The sequence below is a fragment of the Achromobacter sp. DH1f genome (genome assembly GCF_000633435.1).
Taxonomy (GTDB): domain Bacteria; phylum Pseudomonadota; class Gammaproteobacteria; order Burkholderiales; family Burkholderiaceae_B; genus Achromobacter; species Achromobacter deleyi.
Genome location: NZ_AYMF01000036.1, coordinates 89,507 through 104,074, shown reverse-complemented (window position 1 = coordinate 104,074; position 14,568 = coordinate 89,507). Strand labels below are relative to the sequence as shown.

13 protein-coding genes and 1 pseudogene are annotated in these 14,568 nt (G+C 68.8%); 5 read left to right on the top strand and 9 right to left on the bottom strand.

Annotated elements, in window-relative coordinates; genetic code table 11:
- Window positions 1–36: 36 nt before the first annotated feature.
- The 4 genes and pseudogenes from U858_RS0128845 (at window position 37) to U858_RS0128830 (ending at window position 5,660) form a co-directional block, all read left to right on the top strand.
- The gene (locus U858_RS0128845; protein ID WP_025140588.1) at window positions 37–1,365 is read left to right on the top strand and encodes an MFS transporter; all 1,329 of its coding nucleotides are present in this window, start codon (window positions 37–39) and stop codon (window positions 1,363–1,365) included.
- Window positions 1,366–1,511: 146 nt separating this feature from the next.
- Window positions 1,512–2,015: an RNA polymerase sigma factor gene (locus U858_RS0128840; RefSeq protein ID WP_025140587.1), complete on the top strand. Its 504-nt coding sequence runs from the start codon at window positions 1,512–1,514 to the stop codon at window positions 2,013–2,015.
- 77 nt (window positions 2,016–2,092) lie between these two features.
- Window positions 2,093–2,716, top strand: a pseudogene (locus U858_RS36545) (FecR domain-containing protein); the annotation flags it as partial.
- A gap of 745 nt (window positions 2,717–3,461) precedes the next feature.
- On the top strand, window positions 3,462–5,660 hold the full coding sequence (locus U858_RS0128830) for a TonB-dependent siderophore receptor (RefSeq protein ID WP_025140585.1): 2,199 nt from the start codon (window positions 3,462–3,464) through the stop codon (window positions 5,658–5,660).
- Between the two features lie 38 nt (window positions 5,661–5,698).
- On the opposite strand, the gene U858_RS35775 is transcribed toward U858_RS0128830, so the two are convergent.
- The 8 genes from U858_RS35775 to U858_RS0128790 all read right to left on the bottom strand — a co-directional run bounded on the left by U858_RS35775 (window position 5,699) and on the right by U858_RS0128790 (window position 12,961).
- Entirely contained in the window at window positions 5,699–5,854 is a 156-nt protein-coding gene (locus U858_RS35775; protein ID WP_157838866.1) for a hypothetical protein, read from the bottom strand.
- A 143-nt stretch (window positions 5,855–5,997) separates the two neighbouring features.
- Entirely contained in the window at window positions 5,998–6,534 is a 537-nt protein-coding gene (locus U858_RS0128820) for a hypothetical protein (RefSeq protein ID WP_025140584.1), read from the bottom strand.
- A 129-nt stretch (window positions 6,535–6,663) separates the two neighbouring features.
- Window positions 6,664–8,826: a TonB-dependent receptor gene (locus tag U858_RS0128815; protein WP_025140583.1), complete on the bottom strand. Its 2,163-nt coding sequence runs from the start codon at window positions 8,824–8,826 to the stop codon at window positions 6,664–6,666.
- A gap of 33 nt (window positions 8,827–8,859) precedes the next feature.
- Entirely contained in the window at window positions 8,860–9,486 is a 627-nt protein-coding gene (locus U858_RS0128810; protein ID WP_025140582.1) for a hypothetical protein, read from the bottom strand.
- Window positions 9,483–10,085 carry a hypothetical protein gene (locus U858_RS0128805; RefSeq protein ID WP_025140581.1) on the bottom strand — a complete coding sequence of 201 codons (603 nt, stop codon included), beginning with the start codon at window positions 10,083–10,085 and terminating at the stop codon, window positions 9,483–9,485. Before U858_RS0128805 ends, U858_RS0128810 begins: the two co-directional genes overlap by 4 nt.
- 6 nt (window positions 10,086–10,091) lie before the next feature.
- Window positions 10,092–10,829 (bottom strand): ABC transporter ATP-binding protein, encoded by a 738-nt coding sequence (locus U858_RS0128800; RefSeq protein ID WP_025140580.1) that lies wholly within the window; start codon window positions 10,827–10,829, stop codon window positions 10,092–10,094.
- Complete coding sequence (locus tag U858_RS0128795) at window positions 10,822–11,898, bottom strand: iron ABC transporter permease (RefSeq protein ID WP_029954438.1); 1,077 nt, start codon at window positions 11,896–11,898, stop codon at window positions 10,822–10,824. Before U858_RS0128795 ends, U858_RS0128800 begins: the two co-directional genes overlap by 8 nt.
- On the bottom strand, window positions 11,882–12,961 hold the full coding sequence (locus U858_RS0128790; RefSeq protein ID WP_025140578.1) for an ABC transporter substrate-binding protein: 1,080 nt from the start codon (window positions 12,959–12,961) through the stop codon (window positions 11,882–11,884). The genes U858_RS0128795 and U858_RS0128790 overlap by 17 nt, the downstream gene beginning before the upstream one ends.
- A gap of 110 nt (window positions 12,962–13,071) precedes the next feature.
- Between U858_RS0128790 and U858_RS0128785 the strand changes: the two genes are divergently transcribed.
- The gene (locus tag U858_RS0128785) at window positions 13,072–13,770 is read left to right on the top strand and encodes a Crp/Fnr family transcriptional regulator (RefSeq protein ID WP_029954435.1); all 699 of its coding nucleotides are present in this window, start codon (window positions 13,072–13,074) and stop codon (window positions 13,768–13,770) included.
- Between the two features lie 20 nt (window positions 13,771–13,790).
- Here U858_RS0128785 and U858_RS0128780 read toward each other — a convergent pair whose 3' ends face one another.
- Window positions 13,791–14,549, bottom strand: a complete 759-nt coding sequence (locus U858_RS0128780; RefSeq protein ID WP_025140576.1) for an alpha/beta fold hydrolase — start codon at window positions 14,547–14,549, stop codon at window positions 13,791–13,793.
- Window positions 14,550–14,568: the final 19 nt, after the last annotated feature.

The window sequence follows — 14,568 nt, the reverse complement described above, 5'->3', positions numbered from 1 at the left end:
TTCGGCAGCCGCGAAAAAACAAGGGGAATTCCTTCCATGAACGACTCCACAGGCCGCAAGCAGCCCGTCCGCGCCGCGGCCGCGGCTTTCTTCGGCACCATGATCGAGTGGTACGACTTTTACTGCTACGCCACGGCGGCCGCCCTGGTGTTCGGCGATGTGTTCTTCGCCACCAATGATCCCTTCATGGGCACGCTGGCTTCGCTGGGCACCTTTGCCATCGGCTTCTTTGCGCGGCCCGTCGGCGCGGTGCTGTTCGGCCACGTCGGCGATCGCTTTGGCCGCAAGCAAAGCCTGGTCATCACGCTGCTGCTGATGGGCGTGGCCACCACGCTGATCGGCCTGCTGCCCTCGTACCATTCCATCGGCCTGGCCGCCGTGGTGCTGCTGGTGGCGCTGCGCCTGGTGCAGGGCATCGCGGTGGGCGGCGAATGGGGCGGCGCAGTGCTGATCGCCGCCGAACACGCGCCGCCCAAGTGGCGCACCTTCCTGGCGTCGGCGCCGCAATACGGCAGCCCCATCGGCCTGATCCTGGCCACCGGCGTGTTCCGCCTGGTGTCCGACCTGCCCAAGGAAGACTTCCTGTCCTGGGGCTGGCGCCTGCCGTTCATCATCAGCGGCGTGCTGGTGCTGGTGGCCTTCATCATCCGCCGCGGCGTCAACGAAAGCCCGGAACTCGAAGCCCGCCTGAAGGCGCAGAAAAAGGAGACCACCGCGCCCATCCGCCTGGTGCTGCGCGAACGCAAGCGCGCGCTGCTGCTGGGCATCGGCCTGTGCCTGCTCGGCATCTCGGGGTTCTACTTCGTGACCACCCTGATGATCACCTACACCACCACCTACCTGAAGATCACGCGCAGCCAGATCCTGGACGTGGTGACCTGGGCCGGCGTGGTCGAGCTGATCAGCTTTCCCATCGCCTCGTACATCGCCACCCGCATCGGCGAACGCCGCTTCCTGATCTGGGTCACCGCGCTGTCCACCCTGTGGGCCGTGCCGATGATGATGCTGATCCTGACCGGCGACATCCAGAACATCGCCATCGGCATTCTCACGGCGATCTTCCTGATCGGCGCCTACTACGCCGTGCTGGCCCCCTACCTGCCGCTGGCCTTCCCGGTGGAGATGCGCTACACGGGCATCTCGCTGAGCTTCCAGCTGTGCGGCGCGATCTTCGGCGGCACCACGCCGCTGGTGGGCCTGTGGGTGGCGCACACCTTCGGCCTGACCTGGCAGCCGATGGCGCTGATGTTCGCCATCATCGCGGGCGCCAACTTCCTGTGCGCGGTGTACCTGCCGACGCCCGAACGCGAAGCCGCTCGCCAACGCGGCCGCGGACTGACGGCCGAACACAGCCGGGCGCACTGACGGGGACGGATGCGGGCGCCGCGCGGGCCCCCGCCGTTTCCGTCCCACCGCCAAGGGCAGGCGCCACCGCCGCCTGCCCTTGGCTTTACAAGAATAATTTTTATTTGCAATAATCCGCGGTTTCGTCCCTTACCCGTTGCCCCCGCATGCGCCGGACCCGCCTCGCCGAACACGGTTGGCTCGCCTACTATCGCGAGTTGCTGGGCACATGGAAGCGCAAGGGACACGCGGCGGGCGACGTCGAAGACACCACCCACGACGCCATTGCCAACCTGCTGGAAGGCGATGTGTCCGCGATCCGCAATCCGCGGGCCTACCTGCATCGCAGCGTCTACCACGGGCTGGTCAACCAGCATCACAAGCAGCAGCGCGCCGCCGCCATCCCGCTGCAAGATCTGGACGAAGACGAACTCCCCGCCCAGGACGGCCCCGAAGCCGGCGCGCGCACCGCCCAGTTGTCCAACGCGCTGCGCCAGGCGCTGGATGAGCTGCCAGAACCCTGCGCCGCGGTATTCGCCTGGCACCGGCTGGAAGGCTGGACCGTGCCCGAGATTGCCGCGCACCTGGGCCTGTCGGTCAGCAGCGTCGAAAAGCACCTCACCCGCACCATGCGGCACCTTCACACCCGCCTGCACGCCTATTCGCGATGAGATTACGGACTTTCGCCGCCAGATTGTCTAATCCCATGGGGCACGGCGCGATGCGCTGATGCCGGCACGGGAGCACCATGGACCACTCTGACGTTTCGAACCTGCCTGGGGACACCCTGGACGCCGCGGCCTATTGGTTCGCCCGCGACCAGGGCGGCCTGATGACGGCCGGCGAACGGCGGCAGTTCGAGGCCTGGCGCCGCGCCGATGCCGCGCACGAGCGCGCCTACCAGGAAATGCTGGACGTCTGGCGCCTGACCCAGGCCGTGCCCGACCAGGACCTGCGCGCCTACGCCACGCGCAAGCCCGCCCCGCCTCGCGCGGTCTCGCCGCAACGGCGTCGCCTGACCTGGGGCCTGGCCACGGCCGGCGCCGCCGCCGCAGCCGGCGTGGCCTGGCCGCTCTGGTGGCCGGTCGACACCCTGTTCGAGCAGCGCTACGCCACCGGCCGCGGCGAACGCCGCCAGGTCGCGCTGCAGGACGATTCGGTACTGACGCTGAACACCGCCACCCAGGCCGAGGTGCGCTATACCCGCAACGAACGCCACGTGGCCTTGCAGGAAGGCGAGATCATGTTCGAGGTCTCGCACGACACCGCGCGCCCCTTCATCGTCGACACCGCCGCGGGCCGGGTGCGCGTCACCGGCACGCGCTTCAACGTGCGCTACGACCGCGAACGGCTGACGATCGCCGTCGAATCCGGCTCGGTCGAAGTCTCGACCGGTTCATGGTGGGACCGCCAGCTGGCGCAACTGACCGCCGGTGAAGGCGTCACCGTGGCCCATCGCGGCGATGCGCTGCGTGTCGAATCCGTCGACGTCGCCTCGCTGACCGCCTGGCGCCAGGGCAAGGCGGTGTTCGACAACGTGCCGCTGGCGCAGGTGGTGGACGAGATCAACCGCTACCGCAGCCAGCCGATACGCGTGGCCGCCGCGCTGCGCGGCATCCGCATTGCCGGCGTGTTCGACGTGGACAACACCGCCGGCTTCCTGGCTGCCCTGCCTGCGTTGATCCCCGTGCGCATCGTGCCGCGCGCCGATGGCGGCAGCGACATCGCGGCCCGCTGATACAAACAGTATCAATTTTTAGTTGAGAATCATTACGGGGTTTGCCCGCCGATTCGCTCATAGCCAGTAAGCGGGGTTTGCCCCGCATGACCCGTCGGCCGGATCGCCCCGATCCGCCGCCCCCAATGAGCCCATCGTGACCGTGACCCCCGCCAGGCCCTACGCCCTACGCCGCACTGCCCCCCTGACCGCCGCCCTCGCCCCCCTTGCCCTGGCCGTTGCCGCCGCGCTGGCCGTGGCGCCGCCCGCCGCCCACGCGCAGGCGCGGACCCAGGCCGCCGGCGCAGTCAAGGTCAACATCCCCGCCCAGCCGCTGGCGCAGGCGCTGTTGCAGCTGGGCCGCCAGACCAACCTGCAGATCTACTACCTGCCCGAGGCCGTGCAGAACCGCCGCGCGCCCGCGATCAACGGCACCTTGACGCCGCAACAGGCACTGGACCGGCTGCTGGCCGGCACCGGGCTGGCCGCCAGGATCAATGGCAATACCGCCGTGGTGCAGCAGCCCGGCTCGGACACCGCCACGCTGCCCGCCGTGTCCGTCTATGGCGATGCGCGCGGCGAAGCCGTCGAAGGCCTGGTCGCGCGCCGCAGCCGCACGGGCACCAAGACCGACACGGCGCTCAATGAGATTCCGCAGACCATCAATGTGGTCACGGCGCAGCAGGTCGAGATGACGGGCGCCACCGACATCAACCAGGCCCTGCATTACGTGCCCGGCTTTTCCAGCTACGGCTCGGACAACCGTTCGGACTGGTATTCGGCGCTGCGCGGCTTCACGCCCACCGCCTATGTCGACGGCCTGCAAGTGCCCAACACGCTCAACCTGGCCAGCTGGCGGGTCGACCCCTACCTGATCGACAGCATCACCGTGCTGCGCGGGCCGACCTCGGTGCTGTACGGCCAGGGCGACCCCGGCGCCATCGTCGACGTGCAGAGCAAACTGGCCAACGGCGAACGCACGCGCGAAATCGAAGCCCAGGTCGGCAACTACGCGCGCAAGCAGCTCAGCTTCGACATCGGCGACACCCTCGACGAGAACGGCACGCTGTCCTACCGCGTGCTGGGCGTGGGCCGCGACGGCAACGCGCAGTCGGGCCCCAACAAGGACCAGCGCGTGGTCTTCGCCCCGTCGCTGCGCTGGCAGCCCAGCGCCGCCACCACGTTGACGCTGTCGGCCACTTTCCTGGAAGACTGGGGCGACACGTCCAGCAATTTCCTGCCCGCCCAGGGCACCGTCATCAGCAACCCCAACGGCAAGATCTCGCGCGATCTCTACACTGGCGAACCGGACTTCGACTACTACCACAAGAAGCAGTGGTCGGTTGGCTATGCGCTAGAGCACAAGCTCGATTCCGTCTGGACGCTGCGCCAGAACACCCGCCTGATGCACCTGCAACTGAATGACCGCTCGGTCTATGGCGGCGGCCTGGACGAGAGCGATCCGACCATGCAGTCGATGACGCGCTACGCCGGCATCTTCCAGTTCAACTACAGCCGCTTCGACGTCGACAACCAGGCCGAGGCCAAATTCCGTACCGGCGCGCTGGAGCACACGCTCTTGACCGGCCTGGAATACAGCCGCCAGTCCACCACCGACAGCGAATGGCTGGCGCTGGCGCCGTCGCTCAACCTGTACCACCCCGTCTACACGCCGATCAACCGGTCGATCTTCTACGGCGAAAACGCCTATCCGCGCACCGACACCTACACCACCATGAATTCGGTGGGCCTGTACGCGCAGGACCAGATCAAATGGGACCGCTGGGTGCTGACGCTGGGCGGCCGCAAGGACTGGGCCAAGACCGAACAGACCGACCGCGAAGCCGATACCCGCGCCTCGCAACTGGACCAGGCCTTCACCGGCCGCGTGGGCCTGACCTACCTGGGCGACTATGGCCTGTCGCCGTACGTCAGCTACGCCACGTCGTTCAACCCGGTGTCCAACACCCGCCTGGCCGACGGCTCGTGGGCCAAGCCCACCAAGGGCGAGCAGGTCGAAGCCGGCTTGCGCTGGCAGCCCGACGGCAAGAACCTGACGCTGAACGCGGCGGTCTACCAGATCAAGCAGACCGACGTCGTCACCACCAACCCGGCCGACCCCACCAGCAGCACCTATGTGCAGACGGGCGCGGTGCGGTCGCAGGGCGTGGAATTGAGCGCGGTGGGCAAGATCACGCCTGAACTGTCCATCGTCGGCGCGTACGTGTTCCAGAACGTCAAGATCACCCAGGCCAACGACGGCACCGAAGGCAAGTGGCCGGTGGACATTCCCCGCCCGCGCCAGATGGCCTCGCTGTGGGGCGACTGGACCTGGCGCACCGGGCCGCTGGAAGGCTTCGGCCTGGGCGCGGGCGTGCGCTACCAAAGCTCGGCCGCGGGCGCGTCGGACAACTCGTTGAAGATCCCCAGCTACACCGTGTATGACGCCGGGCTGCACTACGAGATGCCCAACTGGCGTTTCGCCTTGAATGCGGCGAATCTGTTCGACAAGCAATACGTCAGCGGCTGCCAATCGTACGGCGTGTGCATGTACGGCAATGGCCGCACGGTGGTGGCATCGGTGAAGTACTACTGGTGACCAGACGCCGCCGCCACGGCTGACCGTGGCGGCGGTGCCTAGACCAGCAGCAGCGCGCTGCCGCTGGCCGCCACGGCGCCCAGCCCCGCCAGCGCATAGGTGTCGCGCCGTTCGCAGCCGGCGCGGTGCGTGCCATAGGCCGCATGCAGGCATACGACGCCAAGAACGGCCAGGGCAATTCCAAATCCAAACATGGGGGTCTTCCTCGATCCGGTAAGCGGGCCGGCCGACGGCAGGCCCGTTGCTATGGACCGCGCCGAATGCTTACAGTTCCCTGAAAGCATAGATCGGTAATCTGGGGACAGTCCACCGGCTGGGATGCCGCTGCCCCCTGCCGTTACAGCTGCCTTTCCCCGAACACGAACAGCGCCTCCGGCGCCTGCGCCAGCACCCGCTCGGCGATCCTCGCCCGCAAGGCCGCATGCTCACGCTGCGCCTCTGGCGCCGGGTTGCCCAGCAAGGCGAAGAATTCCGGCGGCAGCACGCCTTCGCGCAGCACCGCCTGCACGGCCCGGTCGCCGCGCCGCAGCCAGAAGCTGTACGACTTGTCGGCGGCGGCGCTGTAGCGGGCCTCGGGCAGAGACAGGTCCACCCGGTAACAGCCGCGCGTGACGGCGCGCGTCACGAATTCGAACGCGTCGCGCACGCCGGGGCCGGGGTGGCCGCTGACCACGCTCAGTTCGCTTCTGGGCACCGGGTCACCGCCCGCTTCCAGCCGCGCCAGCGCCCCGCGCAGGCCCTGGAACACCAGCGCCAGCATGGCCAGCGCGCCATGGCCGTGGTAGGCCATGACGGCGTCGAACGGAATCGGGATGGGGCCTTCTTCGCCCTGTACGCGCAGCACGCTGCCGGCGGGAATGGTCGGGATGGTCATGAGTCTGTCTCCGGAAAAGCAGGAAAAATGTCGGCCGCGCGGCGGCCGGCGGTAATTGCGTCAAAAGCGCATCGAATGAAGCAAGTCAGAAAGGCATCAAGCGCGCATCAGGCCCGCATGCCCGAGGCGTCAAAAGCGCGTGCGCAGCGTCACGCTGAAGCTGCGGCCCGGCTCCAGCAACGGGTTCAGGTCCGTCATGGCATAGGCCACGTTCGAAGAGGTGGCGGCGGTGCGATAGGCGCGGTCGAACAGGTTGTTCACGCCCACCACCACCTGGGTGTTGCCCGCCTGCGGCAGCCCCAGCTTGTCCAGCTGCAATTGCGCATACAGGTTGACCACGCCGAAGCCCGCGGCCGGGTACTCGGTGCGGGCGTCGTAGCGGCTCTGGCCCTTGGCCCACTGCACCTCGCCGCTCAGGGCATACGCCTCGTTGGCGCCCACGTACTGCAGGCCCACCAGGCCGCTCAGCGGCGCAATGGAGGCCAGCGGCCGGTCGGTCTTGCGGTTGGTGGCATGCAGGTAGCTGGCGTTGCCGTACAGGTTGACGGCGCGCGTCAGCTGCCAGCGCCAGTCGGATTCCACGCCCTGTATGCGCACCTGGCCGACGTTGCGGCGCTGGGTGGCGGGCAGGCCCTGGTACGACGTCGTGGCGTTTTCCAGGAAGTCGCGGTAGTCGCTGCGAAACGCCGTCAGGCCCACGGTAGCGGTGTCGAAATGCAGGCGAGTGCCCGCTTCGACGGTGGTGCCGCGCTCGGGTTTCAGCGCGGGGTTGGGAATGGTGTAGCTGGTGCCGGTGTAGCCGGCGCTGAACATTTCCGACGTCCACGGCATGCGGAACGACGTGCCCACGCTGCCCAGCAGCTCGACCACTTCGGTGGCGCGGTACGACAGGCCCAGGCTGCCGGTGGTAGCGGTCTGCGTGTTGTTCTGCGCGGCCTTGAAGGCCGGCAGCAGGTTGGGCGACGGCAGCGCGTCCAGGTCCACGTCAGAGCGGAACCAATCGAACCGGCCGCCCGCCGTCAGCGTCCATTTGGGCGCGGGCTTCCATTCCGTGGTGACGAAGGCGCCGACGTTGGTCTGGTACTGGTTCGGTCCGCCCTTGGTGTAGGCGGTGCTGGTGGTGGTGGACGTGCCGTTGGGCCGGACCACGGTGGTGTCGCTGCGGCTTTCCGACCCCGGCCGGCGTTCGTGCATGAAGTCCAGGCCGAACGTGGTGTTGGTCTGGGCCCATGGCACGGTGGCCGCGACGCTGCCGCCATACACCACCGGGCCGATCACGTTGGTGCGGCTGTCGACCACCCGCGCCGGGTTGGTCTGGTTGTGGGTGGCCTGCACGGTGTTGAATTCGTTGACGTAGACGCTGGCCTTCAGGTCGCGGATGACGCCGTCGAATTCGCCGGTATAGGCCAGGCGGCCTTGCTTGACGCGGTTGGGGTCGCGCCGGCTGCTGCTGGCCGGGTAGGCCGGCACGGTGCCGGCAGCGCCGTCTTTCACGTAGGCGACGCGCGCGCTGGCTTCGATGCGCTGCCTGGCGTCGGGCATGTAGCCCAGCACGATGCCGCCGCCCGCGCCGCGGTAGTCGCTGTTGGGCACTTCGCCGGTGGCGCTGTCGTAGTTGCTGGCGCGCCGGCCGGTGGCGTAGACGCGCAGGTCAAAGCCGTCGCCCGCGCCTTCCACCGCCACGTTGCTCAGCACGCCGTGGCCGTTGCTGTTGTAGGTCACCGAGGCCTCGCCGCCATTCAAGCTGAACGGCTGGGTCAAATTGCCGTGGCCGCGCTTGGTGACGAAGTTGATCAGGCCGCCCAGGCCGTCGCTGCCAAAGCGCGACGAATCCGGGCCGCGCACCACCTCGACCTGCTCGATCTCGGTGGGGCTGATCAACATGAACTGCAGCGTGTTGCGGCCGCGGAAGCGGTCGCCGTCGATGAACATCGGCACGCGCATGTCGTTGGTGTTCAGGCCGCGCAGGAAGACGGTGCCGGCAATGCCGCCGCTGCGGCTGACGGTGGCGTTGGGCACGCGGCCCAGCAGGTCCAGCGTGCTGGACGTGTTGATGCGGTCGATGTCCTGCCGATCGATCACCGTGACGGACTGCGTCACGCTGTGGTCGATCGTGGCAGGCGCGGGCGTGGCGCCCAGGGCATGCAGGCGGCCGTCATCGGCCGGACTGTCGGAGGTGACCTGAATGGCGGGCAACTGGGGCGTGTCGGCGGCAAAGGCCGGCGTACCGGCGGCCGCGGCGGCCAGGAAAAGAGCGCGGGCAAGGGGCGAGAGCGGGAAAGGACGTGGCATACGAAGACAACCAAGGGTCGAAACGGGGCCGCCTCAGGCGGCGGGAGTGGAATCTTTCAGCCAGGGCAGAAAGCCGCGCAGGAAGCGGCTGGCGGCGGGCATGAAGTAGCTGCCGTGGTGGTACATCGGGTCGAGCGACGTCACGATCAGCCGGCCCGGCGTGCTGCGCGTGTCTTCGTACAGCACCGAACCGGCGCCCGCCTTGTCGATCAGCGACACCGCACCCGGCGGCGGCGTGAAGGTGCCATGCTGGTGCCAGGTGGCATCGGCCAGCGTCAGGTAGGAAAACAGCGGATGTTCGGGCCGCGCCACGCGCAGGCCGGAATCGGCGCCCGGCGTTTTCCACCACCAGAAATTCACTTCGCAATCGGTCCACTGCACGCCGTCCAGCCAGCGGTGCGACGCGGTTTCGCCCATCGCCACCAGCGTCTTTCCCGCGGCCAGGAAGCGGGCAAAGCGCGCGCGCTGCGCCACCAGCAGGTCCGGGTGGGTGCGGCACGACACGATCAGCGCATCGCAATCGGCCAGCGCGGCGTCGTCCAGCTCGGGCAGGTAGATGCGGCGGCCGAAATACGGCGCCAGGTCCGGCGTCTGGAACGTGCGGTCGTGGTAGTAGGTGCCGGCGTCCAGCGCCGCGATCAAAGGCGTGCGCCGCGTCATGCCGAATCCCCGCGCAACCAGGCGAACAACTGCGGCACGATGCGTCCGGCGGTATCCGTGCTGCCGGCATACATCCACAGGTCGTTGCCGGCATGCGCCAGCAGGCGGCCGCCGCCCGGCAGCGCCAGCACCCAGTCCACCGGCAGGGCATCGGGCCCCAAGGTGTTGAGCACCTGCGCGCCTTCGGGCGGTGGATTGCCGCCGCGCGCATAGAAGCCCGCTACGCCACGACGGAAAGTCAGGTGTTCGCCCTGCACGCCGTCGAACACGGGATGATTGGCCGCGCGATGCACCCGCAGGCCGTCCAGGCCGCGCGCCGCGCCCGGCACGAAGGGCGCAAGCCAACGCAGGAAGGGATAGGCCACGTGGCCGTTGAACACCATGGCGCCGCCTGCCAGCAGATACGCTTCCAACCGGTCGCGCTGCGTCAGCAGAAAGCGCTGGTCGACATTGGCCGGCACCAGCAGCGCCCGCACGCGGGTCAGGTCCCATTGCGCCAGCTCGTACAGCGGCCGGGCCTCGGCCCGCGGCGATTCGCCGCCCGTCAGCGCGGCGGGGCCGTTGCCGCTCCAGTGGTTCAGGTAGACGATGAGGGGCATCTTCACTCAGCGAAAAAGCGGAATCACGCCACGCACCTGGCCGCCCTCACCCGCCAGCGTGGCCACACGCACGGGCAGCCGATACAGGCGGGAAAGGCGTTCGTCGGTACACATCTGCGCCGTGGGGCCGACCTCGCAGGCGTCCATGTGCATCAGCAGGGTCTGGTCGGCGATGTGCTGCGCGTGTTGCGGCTGGTGGGTGGAAAACACCACGGTCAGGCCTTGTTCACGGGCCAGGCGGCGCAATAGCGACAGGATGATGTCCTGGTTGTGCAGGTCCAGCGCGGCGCTGGGTTCGTCCAGCACGATGACGGGGCTGGCGCTGGCCATGGCGCGCGCAATGCAGGCCAGTTGCTGCTCGCCGCCGCTCAAGGCCTGGAACGGCCGCTCGGCCAGGTGTTCCAGCCGCACGGCGCGCAGGCACTCGTAGGCGATCTCGCGGTCGCGCGGGCCGGGCGACGCATACCAGCGCAGGTGGCGGGCGCGGCCCATCGTCACCATCGCCAGCACGTCGTAGGCAAACAGCGCATCGGTGCGCTGCGGCACGTAGGCCGCGTGGCCTTGCAGGCGCACCCGTCCGGCCGCGGCGGGCTGCAAGCCCAGCACGGTCTTGAGCAGCGTGGTCTTGCCGCGGCCGTTCGGCCCCAGCACCGCCAGGATGTGCCCGGCGGGCAGGCGCAGCGACAGGTCCGACAGCAGCCGGCGGCCGCCGGCCTGCACCGCCAGGTTTTCCAGTTCAAGCATGGTGCGCCCCCCTGCCCTGCGTGCGGCGCAGCAGCCAGGCGAACAGCGGCGCGCCGATCAGCGCGGTGATCACGCCCAGCGGAATCTCGGCGCTGGTGGCGCTGCGCGCCACCGTGTCGACCCACACCATGTAGGTGCCGCCCAGCAGCGCGCTGGCCGGCAGCAGCACGCGGTGATCGGGGCCGACCAGCATGCGCGCGATGTGCGGCACCACCAGCCCCACCCAGCCCACCGTGCCCGACACCGCCACGCTGGCCGACACCACCAGCGTGGCGCAGCCCAGCAGCACCCAGCGCAGCGGTTCGACGGCGATGCCCATGGCGCTGGCCTGCTCGTCGCCCAACGACAGCACGTTGATCCGGAACCGCAGCGCATACAGCAGCCCCATGCCCAGCGCGATCGGCAGCGCGGCCGCCGCCAGCTTGACGTAGGACGCGGTGGCGAAGCTGCCCATCAGCCAGAACACGATGGCCGGCAGGCTGTCGTTGGGGTCGGCAAAATACGTGGCCAGCGAGATCAGCGCCGAGAAGAACGCGCTGGTCACCACGCCGGCCAAGACCAGCATCAGGATGGTGGTACGGCCCTGCGTGCGGCCCAGCAGGTACACGATGGCCACCGCCAGCAGGCCGCCCGCAAAGGCCAGCCCCAGCGTCGCCCACAGCGACGAGAACAGCAGAATCGCGGCGCAGCCGCCAAACGCCGCGCCCGACGAGATGCCCAGTATTTGCGGCCCCACCAGCGGATTGCGAAACGCCCCCTGCAAGGCCGCACCGCACAGCGCCAGGCTGGACCCGGCCAGCACCGACAGCAGCACCCGCGGCAGCCGCACCTGCAACACGACGCGGTGTTCGGCGCTGCTGACCGCCGGCAGCCAGTCCGTCAGCCCATCGGGCAACGCCAGCCCCGCCAACACGCTGGACACATGCGACAGCGGCAAGGGATAGCGGCCCACGCACAGCGCCGCCAGCACCGACGCCGGCAATGCCGCCAGCATCAGCAGCCAGGGCCACGCCAGGCGCCGGCTGGGCGCGGCCAGGCGCGCCGGGGAAGACTCAACGCAGGCGGTCATAGCCGACGGCTCCGTGGTTCTGGTCGACGTGCAGCACGGCATCGATGGCGCGCGCGTCCGGTTGATAGCCGTACAGCTGCCCATAGGCCTGCGCGATGTGCTCACGCAGCGGCCAGTCAAAGCGGTCCGGGTGCAAGAGCAGCGCCAGCCACTGCCAGTACAGCGGCGATTCCTGGCTGGGCGGGTCCCACAGGTAGCCGCCCGCGGGAATCTTGTAGACGCGGTGATGCCGCACCGCCGGGATATCGGCAAACAGCGGGTCCTGGTAAAGCATCGCGGGCGTCAGGCCCGGCTCGAAATTGTTCAAGAGGATCACGTCCGGCGCCCAGGCCATGATCTGCTCGATGTTGATGGTCTGCCCGCTGCCGATGGCGGCCGCCACGTTGCGCCCGCCGGCCAGGCGGATGTCGTCGTCGAAGCTGGTGCCCGCGCCCGACGCCCGCAGTTGCGGCGCATAGCGCGCCAGGTACAGCACGCCCGGGCGCTGGTCCGCCGGCAGCCGGTCGGTCACCGCGGCGATCTCGCCGCGCACCTGTTCGCGCCAGGCCAGTTGCGCCGCCGCGCGCGTCTCTTGCCCCAGCGACAGGCCCATCAGCCGGATCCATTCGCGGCTGCGCGCCTCGGTGCCGTACACCAGCGCCGCCACCGGCAGGCCGGCGTTGCGCAAGGGCGCGATCAGGTCGTCGCCCATGTGCCCCCACTGCCACACCAGGTCCGGCTGCATCTGCAGCAGCGTTTCGACGTTCGGCGCAAAGCCTGACCGGGTGATGTCGGTGCGCACCTGGGCCAGCGCCGGAAACAGGCGCGCCAACAGGCCGCCCTGCATCAGGGCGTAGGCGCTGGGATGCATGCCCGCCAGATGGGCCACGCCGCCGTCCAGTGAAATCATCAATGAACCGGCCGGCATCGGCAGCGTCACCACGCGGCGGGCGGGCCCGGCCAGCGACACCGGATTGCCCAGCATGTCGACGAACGCGACCGGGGCCGCGGGGGCCGCCGGGACGGCAGCCGGCAACAGGAACAGCGCCGCCAATGCGGCCCTGCGCAGAAATGAGATAGCCATGGGAGGAAGCGATGTGCGGGCGGGCGCCGGGCTGGCCGGACGCCGTGGTGGTACCATTACAAATAAGAATCAATCTTATTTAATTCTAAGCGCCTGCCCCGCCGCCTCAAATGACTATTGTCAATTCGTCCCAGTCCCTGTTGATCGACGCCCTGCGCCGGCATCCCTGGTTCGGCGGCGTGGCCGACGACGCCCTGGCCGCGCTGGCCGCACGCAGCCGCTGGCTGCGGTTCGAGCCAGGCGACACGCTGTTCTCGGAAGGCCAGGCGGCCACCTCGTGCCTGCTGGTGTGCGAAGGGTCGGTACAGGGATTGCGCTACACCGCCGACGGCGGCGACAAAGTCTTCGGCCACGTCGGGCCGGGCGGCTGGCTGTCGGTGCTGGCGCTGTTCGAAGCCGCGCCGCGCCACCTGCACAGCGTGCGCGCCCGCACCGCGGGCAATGGCTGCCTGCTGCAGGGCGACGCCTTTCGCCAGCTGTGTCAGGACGACGCCCGCTTTGCCTGCCGCGTCCTGTCGCACGCGGCCAACCTGGTGCGCCACCACACCGACCAGATCGACTGGCTCACATCCAGTTCCGCCGAAGAGCGGCTGGCGGAATACGTGCTGCGCGCGGGCAAGCCCCAGGCCAATCAGCCGGTGGTGCTGCCCCTGAGCCACTCGCAGATCGCGGTCAAGCTGGGCATGCGGGCGGAAACGCTCAGCCGCATCTTTTCCAAGTGGCGGCGCGAAGGCACCATTTCAGACCGGCGCGGCGAGCTGTACGTGCTCAAGATCGACTCGCTCAAGCAGCTCGCGTCCGGCTTCTAGGGCGCCTTCGCGGCCCGCGCTCACTTCACGCTGGCAACCGCGTCCAGGATCACCTGCGCCACATCCGCCGGGCGCGATTGCTGCGGCACGTGGCTGGTCGGCAGCTCGGTCACCTTGGCCTTGATGCGGGCGGCCATCTGGCGTTGCAGCGCCGGCAGGATCATGCGGTCTTGCTGGCTGACGACGAAGTACGACGGCTTGGTCTTCCAGGCTGCCACCGACACGGGTTCGGCAAAGGCCGACGCCTTGATCGGGCCCTGCGTCGCCGCCATCACGTTCGCCTGCTCGGCCGGCACGTCCTGCGCGAAGTCGCGCGCCAGGCCCTTGGGCGACAGGCTCAGCCAGCCATGGCTGTCGGCCGCGATGCTGTCCGAACCCGGCGCCTTGGGCGTGCCGTCGGTCAGCGTGGCCACCGATTGGCCGGCGTCGGGCGCAAAGGCCGCCACGTAGACCAGGCTGGCCACCTTGTCGTTCTTGCCCGCTTCGGTGATGACGGTGCCGCCCCACGAGTGGCCGACCAGCACCACCTTGCCCGGCTGGTTGTCGATGGCGCGGTTGGCGGCGGCGACGTCGCCGGCCAGCGATTCCAGCGGGTTCTGCACGGCCTGCACCTGCACGCCCTTGGCTTGCAGCAGGGCCACCACCTTGGCCCAGTCCGAGCCGTCGGCAAAGGCGCCGTGCACGATCACGACGGAAGGCTGGGCGGCCTGGGCGTGCGATGCCGCGCCAGCCAACAGGCCGGCTGCCAACAGGGACGCTGCGATAATATGGCGCTTCATGGAATTTCCTTTTGCTTGG